The sequence below is a fragment of the Desulforamulus reducens MI-1 genome (assembly GCF_000016165.1).
In the GTDB taxonomy this organism is placed as follows: domain Bacteria; phylum Bacillota; class Desulfotomaculia; order Desulfotomaculales; family Desulfotomaculaceae; genus Desulfotomaculum; species Desulfotomaculum reducens.
This window is the reverse complement of the sequence record NC_009253.1, coordinates 1228872-1246925: the sequence shown is the minus strand read 5'-3', so window position 1 is coordinate 1246925 and position 18054 is coordinate 1228872. Positions and strand designations below refer to the sequence as shown.

Sequence of the window (18054 nt, the reverse complement as noted above, 5' to 3'; positions counted from 1 at the left end):
CTCCTTCCTTCTACTTGCTTCGTGAAGTAAAAGCAGCCAGCAAACCACCGATAAAAAGCGCTGAATATAAAAAGCCTGTTATTGAAATTATCATGGTAATAAAAACGGGAAAATTCCCCCTGGGGGTAATATCCCCATAGCCAACACTGGTAAAGGTAATGATAGTGAAATACAAAAGGCGTATATGTTCTGTAACTGGACCTGTACTATCAATAAATGAATAGGGGTTTGTGTTTGATACCAATAAAATCATGGTATAGAGATTAAAAATAATAACAAACAACCATGAGACAATCATCAAGATAGGAATGAACCTGCTATCTAAGTAAGAAAAAAATGTCCTGGGGGTTTGCAGACAGTAGATGATTCCTCTAAAGATTTGGTAATAACTAATAACAATGCCTGTAAACATAATCCCTTCCACCAGGGGCCCTGGGGTGAGATCATGAATTATAAATATATAAAGAAAGGGAACCATTACCGAATAGATAGCAATTCGAAAAATACGAGACTCTATCATATCATCAAAGAGGTATTTGCGAGTCATAAATAGGATCGGTGACAGGATAAGGGCGATAATACCCAGGGAAATAATCGTTGTCAATATACTTAATCCTAAAAGTCCAGTCAAACCCAAACTCATTCTTTGATACCAATAATAAAAGGATAGGACCAAACCGTACAGGATTAAAAATAGTAATAATAATGGAGGCATTTGGGCTATTGAGAGAAGAGAGTATTTTAAGAGTACAGAGATATGTCGAAATAAATGAAATACATCAAGGGTAATGGTTATCTGTCTTTCTTGGGAGCGAGTTACAGGTGCAAAGGAATGCATGAAAAGCAACACTGTCCCCAATAGAACAAATACCACAGCAAAACTGCTAAAGAGTTCTTGAAGAGTCATAACTTTTCCCTGCCTTTCTTTCTATAACTATATTCTTGGCCCGGGACAAGTTAGAATTAAGAATGAAAAAACAGGGGCCTTAATATCCCCTGTTTCACTTAGGTTACAGACTGTAACCTTTATATGCCTCAACCACCTGTCTGACACCCACTATCTTTGGAAGTGCTGCAAGAACCACTATCCGCCGGTCTTCCAACGGAGCTGGGTAAGAAGGGTGCTGAAATCTTTTTCTCTACATTCTCACTGGCGCAGTCAGGACACATGACTTTGTCCTCCCTTCCGACCAGTTGCAATTTTTCAAATACTTTGCCGCAAGCTTTACAGGAAAATTCGAAAATTGGCATGATCTTTCACCTCCAACAAGTGTATAACGAAAATATGTTATTCGACAATCCTTGTAAAATTCCTTCTTAAAATAGGGTTCCAGAGTCTTTACCAATGATTAATATTCCCAAATTTTTAGAAAAACTAAGGCTTCGCCAAGTCTTTAGACGTCGGCGAAGCCTTAGTTTGCCCTTATGCATATCGGAAAGTTTTATACTTTCCGATATGCCCAAAAATCCACGGCATATGCCGTGGATTAAATTATTAACGATATTTTCTTATCAACCGCTCAAGGTCATTCAAGAATTCATTTATACTATCCGGGTTACTATGGGCCAACCTATCCAATTGTTTTTCTAACTGGTTATTTATTTCCTCAATTGCATCCACGGTAGGGGCAGAAGGAACAGTTGGCTCCAGTGTAATGGTTGGTTCAAAAGAAGGTTGGTTCGGGTTGGTATAGGTTATGGGAACCGGCTGTTCTCCTACGGGTTTGGTAGAAAACTCTGTTTTGGAGGCTGGTAAACTTGAAAAAAGAGAAGCCTCAAAATTATGCATTTCGCCTCGAATAACAGATAGCGAATTGCGAGTTGCTTCTAACATATTGGCAAAAACTTCTAACTGTTTTTCTAATCCCGGACTATTTTGGCTAAACAGGGTAATACCAAATAACACTGCACGTGGATCATGTAAGAGGGGAAACCTAAACATACACGGATCTCCTTTCCAAAACCTTTTATTTTTATCATACGTAGTGACTATTCATAAGGTCACAAATCTTTCCATAAAATTAAGTGTTTAGGTTCTTTTCATAAATGCGAAACTTTTTTCTACAATTTTTAAAATTTTATGTAAACTATAAATCAACTTCACTTTCTTGACTTTCCACTTTCTGAAAAGTTATAATTGAAGCAACTTAATAGAAGTGATGAAGGAGAAAAGTAAAGATCCTATGCTTAGCAGAGAGAGGAATCCAGCGGCTGGAAGGTTCCTTAGGCTAAGATTTTGAAAACCCACTCCAGAGCTGCTCGGGATAACTGGGCCGGCCACCTCCGATATCGGGTATTAAGTGAATGCATTTTTGCATTAATAAAGGTGGTACCACGAAAGAATCCTTTCGTCCTTTGGGGGCGGAGGTTTTTTTATTTTTAGAGCTGTTTTTATTTAGAGTATCGAAAAACCAGAGGAGGCTACAAGATTGGAACAGCATAGAAGGATCGTTATAAAAATCGGTAGCAGTAGCCTGACGAATCGTGAAAAATTACTGGATGAATACAAGTTAAAAGCCCTCGCAAGTGCTGTGGCAAAGCTTTTTAACCAAGGTTGGCAACCAATTCTTGTATCTTCGGGAGCAGTTGCTGCGGGATTGGGTCACCTCGGTTGGAACTGCACTCATTTAACGATGCCGGAAAGACAGGCGGCCGCTGCCGTTGGTCAAGGGCTATTGATGGAAAAGTACAATGAGTTATTTCAATCCTTGGGCATCAAGGTTGGGCAAATTCTCCTTACCCGTGCAGATTTTGCGGATCGTAAACGTTACCTAAATGCCCGCAACACACTAAATGTACTGTTAAATCGTCATGTTTTGCCCATTGTCAATGAGAATGATACCGTAACCTTTGCCGAGATCCGTTTTGGCGATAACGATACCCTAAGTGCATTGGTTGCAGGTTTAGTAGAAGCTGAACTCCTTATTCTTCTTACAGACATCGATGGACTCTATAACGGTGACCCCAGGAAGGACCCTAATGCAAAGTTAATTCCGGTAGTTCAGCATATTGATGATAGCATAATTAAATTAGCTGGTGATAGTGGTAGTACCGTGGGTACCGGAGGTATGAAAACAAAACTAGCTGCTGCTCGTATTGCTGCCCGCAGTGGCATAAGAACCGTGGTGGCCAGTGCAAAAGAACCGTCAATTTTATCAGGCATTGCTACAGGCGAGAAACTGGGTACTTCCTTTGAACCCTCTGATCATACTCTGAGAAGTCGCAAACAGTGGATTGCCTATGGAAGTATAACACGCGGAACTTTGCTCATCGACAAAGGCGCAGTAAAGGCCCTTACAGAAAGACATAAAAGTTTACTGGCCGTTGGTATAATTGGTATAAAGGGAGATTTCACTGCAGGAAGCGTTGTATCAGTTGCTGATGAACAGGGTGTTGTCCTGGCAAAGGGTATAACAAACCTTTCTTCTGAGGATTTACGCCTTGTTAACAAAAATACACGTCACGGATTGGAAGTTATTAATCGGGACTGGTTAGTCTGTGAAAGGGGTTTTTCTATATGTCAAATGTAAAGAATCTGGCTAAAAAAGCTAAAATCGCCGCCAGGACACTATCTGTTTTGGATACAGAAGCTAAAAATTCTGCTTTAGAAGCCATTGCTTCTCAGTTACTTGCGGATAAAGAGACCATTCTACAGGCCAATGGAAAGGATTTAGACAATGGTAAAAAAATGGGTTTAAGTCCCTCCCTATTGGATCGGCTAGCCCTAACCTCTGCTCGCATTGATGGTATGGTGGAAGGAATCAAGCAGGTCGTTGAATTAGAAGACCCCGTGGGGCAAGTTATGGAAACCTGGCAAAGACCCAATGGTTTAGAGATTGCCAAGGTTCGTGTACCCATGGGTGTCATTGGTATGGTCTACGAAGCCCGTCCTAACGTAACTGTAGATACCTGCGCCCTATGTTTGAAGGCTGGCAGCGCTGTGGTACTAAGAGGAAGTTCCAGTGCTTTAAACAGTAATCGTGCTCTGGTGTCAGCCATTAAAAAAGGTCTTGCCAAAACTGCAATACCGGAAGATACCGTACAATTTGTTGATTCCGAGGACCGGGGAGCTGTGGATGAAATGCTTAGACTTAACGGTCTGTTGGATTTAGTTATTCCCAGAGGTGGTGCTGGCCTGATCCGAAGGGTGGTAGAAAATGCCACTGTGCCTGTTATTGAAACTGGTGTAGGTAACTGTCATGTGTATGTGGATGTGGATGCAGATCCAGGCATGGCCCTTGAAATCCTACTGAATGCCAAATGCCAGCGGTATGGCGTATGCAATGCCGCAGAATCCCTGCTGGTTCATGAGGGAATTGCTGCAAATTGGCTCCCCGGAGCTGTGCAGGAACTAAACACACGTGGTGTGGAAATCCGAGGCTGCTCAAAGGTTGTTGAAATCCTTTCAGGAGTTAAAAAAGCTGAAGATAGCGACTGGGCCACTGAATTTCTGTCCCCTGTATTAGCCATTAAAGTTGTGAAAGATTTCCAGGATGCCCTGGATCATATCCAACAATACAGTTCCGGACATTCTGAAAGCATTGTAACCAATAACCAAAATACCGCAGCAGAGTTTTTACGTCAGGTAGATGCAGCAGCAGTTTACCACAATGCATCAACCCGTTTTACCGATGGATTTGAGTATGGCTTTGGTGCAGAAATTGGTATCAGTACTCAAAAACTACATGCCCGGGGTCCTATGGGTCTCCGGGAACTAACCAGCTATAAATACGTTGTAAAAGGAACCGGCCAGGTCCGTCCATAATGTTAGGAGGTTATAGTAATGTTAGAAGGAAAAACCTTTTTTTTCGTCGGTGCCGGTAATATTTGCGAATCTATGATAAAAGGAATTTTATCCGCTGGGATCGTACGTCCCGGTGAGATCCGTGTTGCAAACCGCAGTAACACTGAGCGTTTAAACTATCTACGTAACTACTATGGTATTGTTCCTGTTACAGATAAGCAAACCGCCGCTGCCAAAGCTGATATTATTGTCTTGGCAATGAAACCCCAGGATGTATTTGCCGCCTTGGATGAGCTTAGGGATAGCACTCAAGAAAACCAAATTATCATTTCTGTCCTGGCAGGTGTACCCACTTCACTCATTGAAGATAGTCTAAATACGCAAATTGCCGTTATCCGGGCCATGCCTAATACTTCCTGTGCCATACTGGAGTCTGCTACGGGTCTTAGTGCCGGTCGCTTTACCACTCCGAATCAACTTAAGTTAGCCGAAGAGATTTTTTGCATGATGGGTGAAGTTGTTGTTGTCGAAGAACATCTATTGGATGCTGTTACAGGCCTTTCCGGCAGTGGCCCCGCTTACATTTATTATTTAGTAGAAGCCATGGAAAAAGCCGGCGAGACCGCCGGCATACCCAGAGAACTGGCCCGCCCCCTGGTTTTAAAAACTTTATTGGGTGCAGCAAAAATGCTTATGGAGACAGGTGAAAACCCCGAAGAACTGAGACGTCAGGTCACTTCACCAAACGGAACTACCATGGCAGGCATTAATGAATTAAATAAGGGAGACTTCCAAAACACCCTCCGTAAAGCAATTCTTAAAGCCACCCGTCGTTCCCAAGAACTGGGGCGGGTTATTATTGAGAAACAATATGCTCAAAAATAATCTGCCAAGATTAAAATCCTCCTGTTAAACATATGCTAATAGCAGGAGGTGAGTTGACATAACAGATAAACTTACCAAAGAACTAAAAGAACCCGCTCAAGTCACTTATAATAAAAAGTCATTAATTCAATCACCGCGCGATTGCGGTGAAGGCCCCATCTTTGTGGCAAAGGGTTCCAATGAATGTCCCGGTAAAAAATGATCCCCGCAGGTGCGGAGATCATTTTTTACTCTCTTTTTAGTTATCTGTTATAAATACTAGCTTCTGCCAGGTTGTCCAGTTTAAATTTCTTGTGCAGTGCCTTCACTGCTTTTTCTGTCTCAGACCTTTTAATGACACAGGATACTTTAATTTCTGAAGTGGTTATCATTTCAAGGTTAATTCCTTCATCTGCCAGAGCTTCAAACATATCTGCTGCTACACCCGGGTGAGAAATCATCCCTGCTCCTACAATGGATACCTTTGCCACATCTTCATCGTGATTGTAGCCTCTAAAGCCTACTTCTTGCTGAATAGCCTCAATGGTTTGTAGGGCTTTCCTAAGATCATCCTGGGTTGTGGTAAAACCAATATCATTCATGTTGTTTCGCATAGCACTTTGAATAATCATATCTACATTAAGATTATGCTTTGACAAAGCCTTAAAGATTTTCTTGGCTACGCCAGGCTGATCGGGTACATCAAATAAGCCAATTTTGGCAACGTTATAATCATGGGCAACTCCACTAACCACTGGTGCATTTTCCATATTTGGTGCCTCCTCAACAATAGTTCCTTCTCGATGATCAAAACTGGTGCGAACATGAATGGGAATGCCATATTGTTTTGCTAACTCCACTGAACGGGGGTGCAATACTTGTGCTCCTAAGCTGGCAAGTTCCAGCATTTCATCAAAGGAAATATTTTTTAATTTGCTGGCCTCCGGTACCAACCTTGGGTCTGTTGTATAAACACCATCAACATCTGTAAATATCTCACAGATATCTGCCTTCAGGGCTGCAGCTAAAGCCACTGCAGTGGTGTCAGAACCACCACGACCCAATGTGGTTATATCATGATTCGATTTGATTCCTTGGAAACCAGCCACAACAACAACACGCCCTTGTTCCAATTCTTCCTTTACTCGACTGGTTTCTATTTTTAAAATTTTGGCTTTGCTGTGCACATCATCAGTATAAATACCAACTTGTCCACCAGTAAGAGATATTACATCGGACCCTAAATCGCGAATTGCCATTGATAAAAGAGCTATGGATATTTGTTCTCCTGTGGAGAGTAACATATCCATTTCCCTTTCGGAGGGATCATTCGTTACTTGTTTTGCCAAACTAACTAAATCATCTGTGGTATCACCCATGGCCGATACAGTTACTACCACCTGATTTCCCTTTTGATGCTCTTCTACAACTCTTCTAGCCACTCTCTTTATTCGTTCGGGATCTGCCACTGAACTCCCGCCAAATTTTTTGACAACCAGCATTTTGTTACCGCCTCTCTGATGTAATGCTTTAACTATATAAAATATTAAATCACAAAATTATAGTTCCTTCAACCGCCGGTTTTAGCATTTTCACCTGGCATTTGACGTTCGCCCTTTGAAAGGTTTGTTCCATGGAGCGAGCAATTTCTTCTGAAAATCCACTGGTCAGGGCAATAACAGTGGGACCTGCCCCGCTTAATGTCACGTTTAAGGCACCCGCTTCATTGGCGGCTTGGATCACTTCTTTCATACCTGGAATTAAACTGGCACGGTATGGTTGGTGTAATACATCTTTCCCGGCCACGGACAACAAATCTAAACGTTTTTCGCATAGGGCTCCAACCAACAGGGCAGTGTGACTCAGGTTAAAAATAGCATCCCTTAAGCTGACTGTCTTTGGTAATACTTCCCGGGCCTTCCGTGTGGATAGCAAAAAATCAGGGATGGCAACCACCGTATTTAAATCTTCTGGAGGATTTATCTTAATATAATGTACTTCTCCTTCTGCCACTACTGAGATAACAATCCCCCCCAGGAGGGCTGGTGCAACATTATCTGGATGACCTTCCAGTTCAGTTGCCAACCCAAGCAGGCGATCCTGATCCAGAATTCCCCCGGTAAGCTGGTTGGCTGCAATTAAGCCTCCAACAATGGCCGCTGCACTGCTTCCCAGGCCCCTGGAGGTTGGAATTTGATTAATTAGTTTGATTGTCAGTCCCGGATTCTCTAAATCCAGTTCTTGAAAAACTCGTTGGGCCGCCTGCCAGACAATATTAGTTTCATCCCTTTTTATATCTTCTGCCCCTTCTCCCTGGACGTCTATAAATAATTTACCGGGAGACAGGCTCATATGAATTTCATTGTATAACCCCAGTGCCATTCCTAAACAATCAAAACCAGGGCCCATATTAGCAGTGGTGGCCGGAACTTGAACCTTAATGGTTTCTGCTATCATGTTTTTACTTTTCCCCTTCAACTCGAATTACGTTAGCAATTTCTAGAACAGAAGATAACTGTTTAATATCCATTAAAGCATCTTGAACATTTTGTTCCTGCACTCGATGGGTCACCAATACCAGTTCAGCCGTCTTACCCGTGGCTTCCTTTTGTATAACAGACTTAAGGCTGACTTCTTTGTTACCAAAAACTAAAGCTATAGAAGCCAGAACCCCCGGCTTATCCGCTACCTTAAGTCGAATATAATACTTACTAATGGTTTCCCCAATACCTAATACAGGTTTCTCTCTAAAACAAGTACAACCAATAAATCCCGGAACATTTCTTACAATATCCCTTGCTGCATCCATAATATCAGCAACCACTGCACTGGCGGTGGGAAGTTCCCCAGCACCCTTGCCATAAAACATCGTATCTCCCACAGCATTACCACGAACAAATACGGCATTAAATACATCCCCCACCGTCGCTAAGGGGTGATCCTTTGGAATAAAGGTTGGGTGAACCCGAACCTCAATCCCCTCAGTCCTGTCTTTGGCAATGCCCAATAATTTTATGTTATATCCCAATTCGCCGGCATAAGCAATATCATCTGCTGTTATACGGGTGATCCCTTCGGTATATACTTCATTTAACTGCACCCTTGAATTAAAGGCTATGGAAGCTAAAATAGCTATTTTTCTAGCTGCATCAAAACCCTCAACATCAGAAGTCGGGTCTGCCTCAGCATAGCCCTTAGCCTGTGCTTCTTGAAGGACATCTCCAAATTCGCAGCCCCCTTGGGACATTTTGGTCAACATATAGTTAGTTGTTCCATTAATGATACCAAAAACTTCTTCGATGCAGTTCCCAGCTAGACTCTGTTTTAGAGTACGAATAATGGGAATACCACCTGCCACACTGGCTTCAAACAGCAAGTCACATTGGTTATTCTGAGCTGCTTTAAAAAGGCGCTGACCATGCTGTGCTACCATATCTTTATTGGCTGTAACAACGCTTTTACCTTTGTTCAAAGCTTCCAGTACATAATCCAACGTGGGATGAATACCCCCCAACACTTCCACAACAATTTTAATTTCTGGGTCGTTAGTTATATCATTAATATTAGTAGTTAAGTAATCATTTGGAATCGAAATCCCACGTTCCTTTTCCAGACTACGGACTAAAATCCTTTTTACTTCTAACTTGACGCCTGCACGCCGCTGAATATTCTCTCTGTTCTCTTCTAGGATGCGGTATACACCTCGGCCAACCGTACCTAAACCCAACAGACCTATTTTAATCACTTTTTCCATTACAATCCCCTTCCGAAATCTTAATTCTGTCCCACTAGACGTACTTCTCGAACCCCTTCTACTTCACCAATAATTCGTAATAACTCTTCCAAATCCTGATTCATTTCGGCTGTTTCAACAGAAAGGGTTGCGTTGGCCATATCCTGTAAAGGTAGGTTTTGGTTAATCGTTAAAATACTGCCCTTGACAGAAGCTATAATATTTAATACCGTAGAAAGGACACCCGGTTGATGTTCCATTAGCAATGCCAGAGTCACAATTTTTCCGCGACTCCATTGATGGAATGGAAACACTTTATCCTTATATTTATAAAAAGCACTTCTGCTTAGATCCACTTTTTCAACTGCCTCATTAACGGTATTTGCAGCACCCTTTAGCAATAAGTCCTTTGCCATCACTGTTTTTAAAATAGCTTCTGGTAAAATATCTTCTTGTACTAAGAAGTATTTGGGTTCTCTTTTTGCCACAACCTTATACCTCGCATTCGTCCGTTTTGAGTGGATAATTATCTGTTCACAGTAGACATTATACCATCCTAAAAATAACACTTCAACACTAATATTTTATTAGTATCTGTATTTTATTAGAAAAATTTGGCCTGGCGCCAAGCCTAAAGGGCAAAAGATCTTTGACACACTCTAAGAGCTTAGTCAAGTAAATGTAATATTACTATTACCAAATATCTTTGAGATATTTATTAATATTATTATATTTTATAAATAGAGATAACCCCACAGACAATATGAACCTGTGGGGTTATCTATCTAAAATTATATAATAATACAAATTAGACCGCCACTGCCTTCGTTAACAATTCTTTGCAACGTCTCTTGCAATTTAACTTGGGCATTTTCCGGCATTCTGTGCAGTTTATTTTGTATTCCTTCACGTACCAAATCATGTAGTGTTTTACCAAAGATTTCTGACTCCCAGATTTTTTGAGGGTTCTCGTCAAAACCAGCCAACATATATTGTACCAATTCTTCGCATTGTTTTTCGGTTCCAATTATGGGTGTAATCTCTGTGGTTATATCTGCCCGAATAACATGTAGGGAAGGGGCACTTGCCTTTAATTTTACCCCAAAACGATTGCCTTGACGAATTAATTCTGGTTCTTCCAGATTCATTTCATCCAGTCTCGGTGTAACAACTCCGTAGCCTGTATCACGTACTTCTTGTAATGCAGTGGATACCTTATCAAACTCCCGTTTGGCCACAGCCAGGTCTTTCATCAGTCTATAAAGATGATGATCCCCTCCAATTTCAAAACCAGTTTCTTCGGTCAATATTCGGTAGAAAAGGTCTGACTTGGCCACCATTTCTATGGATGCTGAGCCTGTACCCATATTCATGTGTTTTAAGTTGACCTGATGCACAAATTCATACTCATCAAGGTTACTTACGGCTGTTTCAATATCCCGTAAACGTCGTACATGCCGTACAGTATCCTTGACAGCATCTTCAAAGCTTTCTCTGAGCCAGTGCTTACCATCCAGTTCCTCGATCCAGAGAGGCAGACTAATATTAACTTCGTTAACTGGGAATTCAAAGAGAACTTGTTCTAAAATTTTAAGAATATCCTGTTGTTTTAATTCGGCACAATCAATTGGCAGAACCGGAACGTCATATTTTTCTTCTAATTCATTTGCCAGTTGAATTGTTTCACTGGCTTGGGGTTTGATAGAGTTAAGAAGCAGGATAAAGGGCTTATTAATATCTTTTAGCTCTTCTATGACTCTTTCTTCAGCATCAATATAATTCTCTCTAGTAATATCTGTAATGGTCCCATCGGTAGTTACAACTACACCAATGGTGGAATGTTCGGATATAACTTTTCTGGTACCAATCTCAGCAGCTTCCTGAAAAGGAATTGGCTCTTCATACCATGGTGTTGTAACCATTCGGGGGCCTTCTTCCTCTTCATATCCCAGTGCACCCAGTACACGGTATCCTACACAATCCACTAACCGCATATTTACCTTAAGGCTAGGGTTAACAGTAATTTCAATAGCCTCATTAGGAACAAACTTGGGCTCAGTGGTCATGATTGTTCGTCCTGCACCGCTCTGAGGAAGTTCATCCTTAGCCCGTTCTTTATCATACACATTTTTAATATTTGGAATGACGGCTAACTCCATAAATCTTTTAATAAAAGTGGATTTACCGGTCCGCACCCCGCCAACTACACCGAGGTAGATATCTCCCCCGGTCCTCTCCGCTATATCGCGGAAGATATCCATCTTTTCCATTCCGTTTATCCCCTCCTTCTAAAATTCAAAAAAATATTAGGGAAGTTTATATAGAAATACTGCATCCCTCCTCCGCGATAATGGACCGTAGAGACCGGAAAACTGATATTGGTTAGAAAAACTTGGCTTCCGCCAAGTTTTTTACAGTAGGCGGAGGCCTAATTTGCCTTATGCATGTCGTAAAGTTTATAATTTCTTTTATACCAGGAGAAAGGTAGTCCCTTCTTCCTGAATTTCTTTCCATTGACATACATTAACATTATATATATATGTACTTCCAGGTACTTTATGACAGAAATTTTATATCATCTCTAGTGACTCTAGTATTACTCTCTATTGATAAAAGATATTTAATATTTGTCCCTTTATGACTACCAAGGACACTTTAATTTACTATAATATTTTAAAGAAAATTTGGCTTATGCCATACCCTATAGGGCACGAGAGCCTATAGGCGACGGCGTAGGCCCTTATGCATATCGTAAAATTTATACATTCTATACCCAAAAGATTAACTGCTAAAATGTCACCAATTTGAAATAGCTCCATATATTGACTACAAAAAGGAGGTTTTATAAATGGGCTATGGATATGGATTTGGCCCCGGTCTAAATAAACCTGGAAAAAAAACTAAGCAAAAACCAGTTGCTAAACCCACGGTTCAAAAACCAATTGAGCCAAAGCAGCCTCAAAAGCCAGCTTTACCCCCATTTCCCTTTGATTTAGGAAATTTATTCGGGGGTAAGTGGAATAAAAAGTAAAGAGAGGTTTATCAACATACTCAAAAAGAGCAGGGTCATAGACCCTGCTCTTTTTGAAAAACTTATTGTATTATATTGTATGTTGCTAAGGACAATTCTTCGACCTCGTTCTTTTTTCCTCTGCCCATTAAATTTAAAACAGCATCTCTTGGAGACAGTCCATGAAATAATACCTGATAGGTTTGCTCCGTGATAGGCATTTCCACTCCTTGATTCTTAGCTAACTCCCAGGCAACGTGAGTAGTACGTATGCCTTCCACCACCATGTTTACACTTTCCACAGCTTCCTGAATAGTTTTACCTTGACCGATTGCAATACCGCACCTTCTATTTCGGCTATGCATGCTAGTACAGGTTACAATCAAATCACCTACACCTGCTAATCCTGCAAAGGTTAAAAGATTTGCTCCCATACTATATCCCAGTCGAGTAATTTCGGCTAGACCCCTTGTCATCATAGCTGCTTTTGTATTATCTCCAAACCCCAAACCGTCAGCAATACCTGTACCCAGAGCGATAATGTTTTTTAAGGCTCCACCTAATTCCACTCCCACTAAATCCGGATTAGTATAGACACGGAAGTCCTGTGACATAAATAGATCCTGCACGTATTCTGCCATTCTAATCTCTTGGGCAGCGGCAACCACAGCCGTAGGAATATTTAGTCCCACTTCCTCTGCATGACTGGGGCCGGAAAGAACCGCATAACGGCTTAATACTGCTTCCCCAAATTCACTGGCACATACTTCTGATAGTCGTAGAAGGGTGCTTTCTTCCAAGCCCTTTGCTACATTAATAATGAAAGCATCAGATTTTATATAGGGCCGGGATTTCTGTAACAGTTCCCGAAATCCATGGGAAGGAACACCAAATACTACAGCCTCTGCTTGGTGTAGAACTTTTTCCAAATCAGTATCTGCTGAAAGAGAAGGGTGCAATTGAACACCGGGAAGGTATCTTTTGTTTTCCCCTTCGTTTATTAACTGGGCCAGTTCCGGCCTTCTTGCCCAGAGAAGCACAGAATTGTTGTTTTGGGCCAACACCTGGGCCAAAGCTGTTGCCCAACTGCCAGCCCCGATCATTGCTACCTTGGCCATTCCCAGTCCCCCAATCCTATGTTTTCTTTTGTCCTATTTTAAACTCAGTTCCCTTGATCAGGCGCCCTATATTTGATGAATGTTTCCAAACAGCAAAGGAAGCGACTAATACCGAGAAAATCAAATAATGTCTATTTTGGTTCAATAAAGCCATCCAAATGGGCAAAGAAACTGCACCCAGGATAGAACCCAGTGAAACATAGCGGCTGACAACAACTGTCGTTAGCCATACTAAAAAAGCTAATAACAAAGGCATCGGTGAGAGTGCTAAAATTGCGCCTGCACCGGTGGCGATAATTTTACCACCCTTAAATCTCAGCCATAGGGGCCAGCTATGGCCAGCCATAACGGCAAGGGCAACACCCAGCACAGCAATATCTGTATTCTCTAGCTGTTTAGCAAGTAAAACAGCTGAGATCCCCTTTATCATATCTAAAATTAATACTATCATACCCGGGACTTTGCCAAGTGTGCGCCATACATTGGTAGCACCAATGTTCCCACTACCACACTTACGGATATCGATTCCCTTCCAAAAATAAGCTAAAAGAAACCCGAAGGGAATCGATCCGATTAAATATGCCCCAATAATTATCATTACTGTGGTTATATGAACCAATATTTATTCCTCCGAATCACTTAAAAGTTAAAATCGAGGAGACAAGTCCTAGATGTCCTTGCCTTCTCTTTTTCGCAGGAAAAACCGAATAGGGGTACCTTTAAAACCGTAGGTATCTCTTATTTTATTTTCCAAGTAACGTTGATATGAGAAATGCATGATTTCCGGTTCATTAACAAACAAAATAAAAGTTGGTGGTTTTACACCCCCCTGGGTTGCATAGAAAATCTTTAATCGGCGATGTTTATCAGCCGGAGGCGGGTTGTGCTGGGTCGCTTCACGGATTAGATTGTTCAGATCTGCAGTGGCCACACGTTTACTGGCCTCTTCCGCTACAAAATCCACTGTTTCAAGAACCTTTGGGACACGCTGTTTGGTTAACGCCGAGATATACAAAGTGGGTACATAGTCTAAGAATGCCAATTCTTCCCGTATTTTTTTTTCAAAGCGATTCATGGTTTTGTCGTCTTTTTCTATAAGATCCCACTTATTAATAATCAAAATAATCGCTTTGCCTTTTTCATGGGCATATCCAACAATTCTTTTATCCTGTTCGGCTATCCCTTCGGTTGCATCAAAAACCATTAATGCCACATCGCAGCGGTCCACTGCCCTCAAGGCACGGACAACGCTATATCTCTCAGTTGGCAGGTCAATTTTTTTCCGTCGTCTCATCCCCGCAGTATCAACCAAAACATAATTTTTCCCATTTTTCTCAAAGGAGGAGTCAATGGCATCTCTGGTGGTGCCGGGAATGTTACTTACAATAACCCGTTCTTCCCCCAAAATAGTATTTACCAAGGATGATTTTCCAACATTGGGCCTGCCAATAACAGCAATACGAATGGTATCCGGCGGATAGGGGTCTTCATCTTGGGCCGGCAAGTTCTTAACTAATTCATCCAATAAATCGCCAGTATTTAAGCCCTCTGCGGCAGATACAGGCACCGGATCGCCCAGTCCCAATTGATAAAAGTCATAGTAAGGAATCTTATCAAAATGTTCAACTTTGTTAGCCACCAAGATAACAGGTTTGTCAGCCCTTCTCAGGGTCCTGCCTACTTCCTCATCGATGGCAGTTAAGCCCTCTCTGGCATCCACCACAAATAGGATTATATCTGCTTCATAGATTGCTAATTCAGCTTGCTTTCTAATTTGTGCGGTGATGATATCTTCTGCAAAATCTAAACCACCGGTATCAACCAGGGTAAATTCGCGCCCCTGCCATTCGGCATCCTGATATAATCTGTCTCTGGTTACACCAGGCATATCTTCTACTATGGCAATACGGGCACCAACAATACGGTTAAAGAGTGTGGACTTCCCAACGTTGGGTCGTCCGACAATTGCTACTATGGGTTTGGGCAAGGGTTTTCCCTCTTTTCTAAAATAATATAACTATACAATAATTTCAGTTAAAGTTTTACCACTTTATTTCTCGTCTAATCCTAAAACAATCTCAACCAAATCACGAGGTCCTTCTGCCACAGTTACTGATACTCCCAGTTGCTCTGAAACATCACTTACCCTTAAATCATCTAAGAACACTTCTTCTCCGTTTCTAAGCATAACTGTAGGAAGCACCAATAAGTCTCCTATTTCTTTGCCCTTTAAGGCCCCTATGATATCCCCGGCTGTTAAAAGCCCCGTAACGGTCACTGTATTGCCAAAGAAATTGTTTTGTACTACCCTTAGTTCTACGGTTAGCCCTTTGATAAGGTTTAATCGATCAGTCACAAGCCTTAAAAAGGTTTCACCAGAGGTACCCGTTACCAGTGTTATTCGACGGTGATCATCAATTTCATTGGGTAACTCCTCTTCAACCTCTGCCCATTCATCCAAAAATAATCTCGCAAGACCAATGCCATTTTCTGTTTGAGGAAAGTCCCCATAATTTTCGGTAGGTGGGATTGGTTTTCCTGCCATTACGTAAAATTCATCGGATGCATAAACAAAGGGATAGTCCCAAAGACTCATAAATTTATTCTGATAATCTTCAATGAGATCAATAACTCCTTGTGCCTCTGTCTCAGTAAAGGTTCGCAGGCTATAGAGCCCTTCCCTGTATTTTGTAACACCCACTGGAACCACTGCCAGGGAGTGTACTTGCGGCCATAGCAGGGCTAAGTCACGGATGGTTCGCTTCAGTTCTTCGCCATCGTTGATGCCTGGGCATAATACAACCTGGGTTTGCATTTCAATACCCGCCTCAGCAAGCATCTTAAGTTGTTCCAGTATTTTTCCGGCATGGCGATTGTTTAGCATGCGACAGCGTAATTCAGAGTTTGTTGTATGCACAGATATATATAATGGCCCTAGTTTTTGGTCTATGATTCGTTTCAGTTCTTCATCCTTAACATTGGTCAAGGATACAAAATTACCCTGCCAAAAAGAAAGACGATAATCATCGTCTTTTATATACAGAGATTCTCGCATGCTCGGAGCCATCTGATCCACAAAACAAAAGAGGCAACGATTATGGCATCGTCTAATTGGCCCAAAGGAATGCTCGCCAAAATCCAACCCCAGATCATCTTCATAATCCTTCTCAATTTCAATTTCCCATTCTTCACCACTGGCAGTGACTATCTTAGCCAGCACTTCTTCGTTGGCACAAAGGAATCGATAATCTAAAACATCTCGTATAGGCTCTTTATTAATGGCAACCAGGCGATCTCCAGGTTGAATACCTATTTCCTCTGCAATACTGCCATTTTCAACATCTGTTATGTATAAACCATTGTTTTTCATCACAAAACTCCCCGTGGACGTACTGCATCAATTATCCACCATCTACCATTATTAGTCAAGTTTAGTGTTGAACAATTATATAGGTTCCATTACCTAGATCATGAACAGTACTTTGTAAAACATTTGCAATATGGCCAGCCAATTTTTCTCGATCGTCCTCATCCTTTGCTATAATAATGGGGACATCTCCCTGAATATTATCCGGCACAATGGTGACTGCTGCCACGATGCTTCCCTTAGACAGATCTACCTCCCCCTTCATGGTTAATCTGCCGCATATCTTCCGGCCTTGGACTTCAAGGGTCTGGAAGCAGCACTTTCCAATACCGGCGTCTTCTTAACCGCTTCTACCAAAGCCTTTATATCTGGTTCATTGGGTACAATATAAAATCCTACCTGCCCAGTATCCGGGTCTTTTCTTAACATTGGTGTAAATTCTGGCAAATCCACATCTTTTTTCGTTCCCAGTATCGTCCCCGCAGTATGCGCAATGGCCAACCTCTGGCCAATGTCGTGAATGGTGGCTCTAGCATCATCATTTTTAGGTTTTATTAATACACCAAGTCCATCCTGTAATATTTTCTTACGACGCTCTTTAAGACCCACAGACATGATATTGATATGCTCCACATGCAAAATGGTATCTTTAAAATGCAACTTAGCAGGCAGCACTTCACAAATATCACCAATGGTGTTACCTGATTTAAACAACAGGCTGATCAATACTAAAACAATCCCTGCGGCTATACCTACAATAAAACCCATATATTGAACTATTAAGGCAGTTAAAAAGGACGTGGCCATCACTAAATAATTACGAGCTTCAAAGGTTCTGGCTATACCCTCAATATAATCTTTGCCTCTCTGTACTAATTCACTTTCTTCTAAGCTTTCCAAGGTTTGTCTTTCCATGCTTCGAATATCTCTAAATTGTTGAGCTGCCAGAGCTAAAAAAGTGAATGCAGCATAATCCGGTTCTACCAGCGCAGGCACCGCTATGGCCCCCAAGGAAGCTGCAATAAATCCCAGTGACAGATGGGTTACAAAACCGTGTGGATAACCGGGATATTGGCGATAGTCCACCCGCAACAGAGCAACTCTAGATAAAAAGCCCGCTGCAATCCCAATAACCGTAACCAATAGGTATTTTTCCATTTCACACCTCTTTTATGTCCTGGCATCTAAATATTAAAGCTGCCGCCTCCCTAAGAAGTC

At 41.6% G+C, this 18054-nt stretch carries 18 protein-coding genes and 1 other annotated feature; of the genes, 4 read left to right on the top strand and 14 right to left on the bottom strand.

The features are described from left to right. Positions 1–10: 10 nt before the first annotated feature. The 3 genes from DRED_RS06315 to DRED_RS06305 form a co-directional block, all read right to left on the bottom strand. Positions 11–907 carry an ion channel gene (locus DRED_RS06315; protein ID WP_011877533.1) on the bottom strand — a complete coding sequence of 299 codons (897 nt, stop codon included), beginning with the start codon at positions 905–907 and terminating at the stop codon, positions 11–13. 128 nt (positions 908–1035) lie between these two features. Further along, the gene (locus tag DRED_RS06310) at positions 1036–1251 is read right to left on the bottom strand and encodes an FmdB family zinc ribbon protein (protein WP_011877532.1); all 216 of its coding nucleotides are present in this window, start codon (positions 1249–1251) and stop codon (positions 1036–1038) included. A 244-nt stretch (positions 1252–1495) separates the two neighbouring features. Continuing rightward, positions 1496–1942, bottom strand: a complete 447-nt coding sequence (locus tag DRED_RS06305) for a hypothetical protein (RefSeq protein WP_011877531.1) — start codon at positions 1940–1942, stop codon at positions 1496–1498. A gap of 208 nt (positions 1943–2150) precedes the next feature. Continuing rightward, positions 2151–2359: a binding site (T-box leader), on the top strand. Positions 2360–2429: 70 nt separating this feature from the next. Between DRED_RS06305 and proB the strand changes: the two genes are divergently transcribed. Genes proB through proC form a run of 3 tightly spaced genes read left to right on the top strand, consistent with a single transcriptional unit; the run spans position 2430 to position 5629 of the window. Continuing rightward, positions 2430–3530, top strand: a complete 1101-nt coding sequence (proB, locus tag DRED_RS06300) for a glutamate 5-kinase (RefSeq protein WP_011877530.1) — start codon at positions 2430–2432, stop codon at positions 3528–3530. Next, the gene (locus DRED_RS06295) at positions 3518–4765 is read left to right on the top strand and encodes a glutamate-5-semialdehyde dehydrogenase (protein WP_011877529.1); all 1248 of its coding nucleotides are present in this window, start codon (positions 3518–3520) and stop codon (positions 4763–4765) included. The genes proB and DRED_RS06295 overlap by 13 nt, the downstream gene beginning before the upstream one ends. Positions 4766–4783: 18 nt before the next feature. Next, on the top strand, positions 4784–5629 hold the full coding sequence (gene proC / locus DRED_RS06290; RefSeq protein WP_011877528.1) for a pyrroline-5-carboxylate reductase: 846 nt from the start codon (positions 4784–4786) through the stop codon (positions 5627–5629). Positions 5630–5871: 242 nt separating this feature from the next. Here proC and DRED_RS06285 read toward each other — a convergent pair whose 3' ends face one another. The 5 genes from DRED_RS06285 to spoIVA form a co-directional block, all read right to left on the bottom strand. Next, positions 5872–7110, bottom strand: coding sequence for an aspartate kinase (locus DRED_RS06285; protein ID WP_011877527.1), 1239 nt, complete (start codon positions 7108–7110; stop codon positions 5872–5874). 49 nt (positions 7111–7159) lie between these two features. After that, complete coding sequence (thrB, locus tag DRED_RS06280; RefSeq protein ID WP_011877526.1) at positions 7160–8065, bottom strand: homoserine kinase; 906 nt, start codon at positions 8063–8065, stop codon at positions 7160–7162. A gap of 4 nt (positions 8066–8069) precedes the next feature. After that, complete coding sequence (locus DRED_RS06275; protein ID WP_011877525.1) at positions 8070–9362, bottom strand: homoserine dehydrogenase; 1293 nt, start codon at positions 9360–9362, stop codon at positions 8070–8072. Between the two features lie 20 nt (positions 9363–9382). Further along, positions 9383–9829: an ACT domain-containing protein gene (locus DRED_RS06270; protein WP_011877524.1), complete on the bottom strand. Its 447-nt coding sequence runs from the start codon at positions 9827–9829 to the stop codon at positions 9383–9385. A 303-nt stretch (positions 9830–10132) separates the two neighbouring features. Beyond that, on the bottom strand, positions 10133–11611 hold the full coding sequence (gene spoIVA / locus DRED_RS06265; protein WP_011877523.1) for a stage IV sporulation protein A: 1479 nt from the start codon (positions 11609–11611) through the stop codon (positions 10133–10135). Positions 11612–12189: 578 nt separating this feature from the next. Here spoIVA and DRED_RS06260 point away from each other — a divergent pair. After that, on the top strand, positions 12190–12372 hold the full coding sequence (locus DRED_RS06260) for a hypothetical protein (RefSeq protein WP_041274499.1): 183 nt from the start codon (positions 12190–12192) through the stop codon (positions 12370–12372). Between the two features lie 62 nt (positions 12373–12434). On the opposite strand, the gene DRED_RS06255 is transcribed toward DRED_RS06260, so the two are convergent. From DRED_RS06255 to DRED_RS06230, 6 genes are all read right to left on the bottom strand, one after another. After that, on the bottom strand, positions 12435–13469 hold the full coding sequence (locus DRED_RS06255) for an NAD(P)H-dependent glycerol-3-phosphate dehydrogenase (protein WP_011877522.1): 1035 nt from the start codon (positions 13467–13469) through the stop codon (positions 12435–12437). Between the two features lie 16 nt (positions 13470–13485). Next, positions 13486–14088 (bottom strand): glycerol-3-phosphate 1-O-acyltransferase PlsY, encoded by a 603-nt coding sequence (plsY, locus tag DRED_RS06250; protein ID WP_011877521.1) that lies wholly within the window; start codon positions 14086–14088, stop codon positions 13486–13488. 48 nt (positions 14089–14136) lie between these two features. Next, positions 14137–15456: a ribosome biogenesis GTPase Der gene (der, locus tag DRED_RS06245; RefSeq protein ID WP_011877520.1), complete on the bottom strand. Its 1320-nt coding sequence runs from the start codon at positions 15454–15456 to the stop codon at positions 14137–14139. A 63-nt stretch (positions 15457–15519) separates the two neighbouring features. Continuing rightward, complete coding sequence (locus DRED_RS06240) at positions 15520–16839, bottom strand: DUF512 domain-containing protein (protein ID WP_011877519.1); 1320 nt, start codon at positions 16837–16839, stop codon at positions 15520–15522. A 61-nt stretch (positions 16840–16900) separates the two neighbouring features. Further along, a complete protein-coding gene (locus DRED_RS06235) occupies positions 16901–17101 on the bottom strand; it encodes a capping complex subunit for YIEGIA (RefSeq protein WP_238442588.1) in 201 nt (66 codons plus the stop codon). A 2-nt stretch (positions 17102–17103) separates the two neighbouring features. After that, a complete protein-coding gene (locus DRED_RS06230; protein ID WP_011877517.1) occupies positions 17104–17994 on the bottom strand; it encodes a YIEGIA family protein in 891 nt (296 codons plus the stop codon). Positions 17995–18054: the final 60 nt, after the last annotated feature.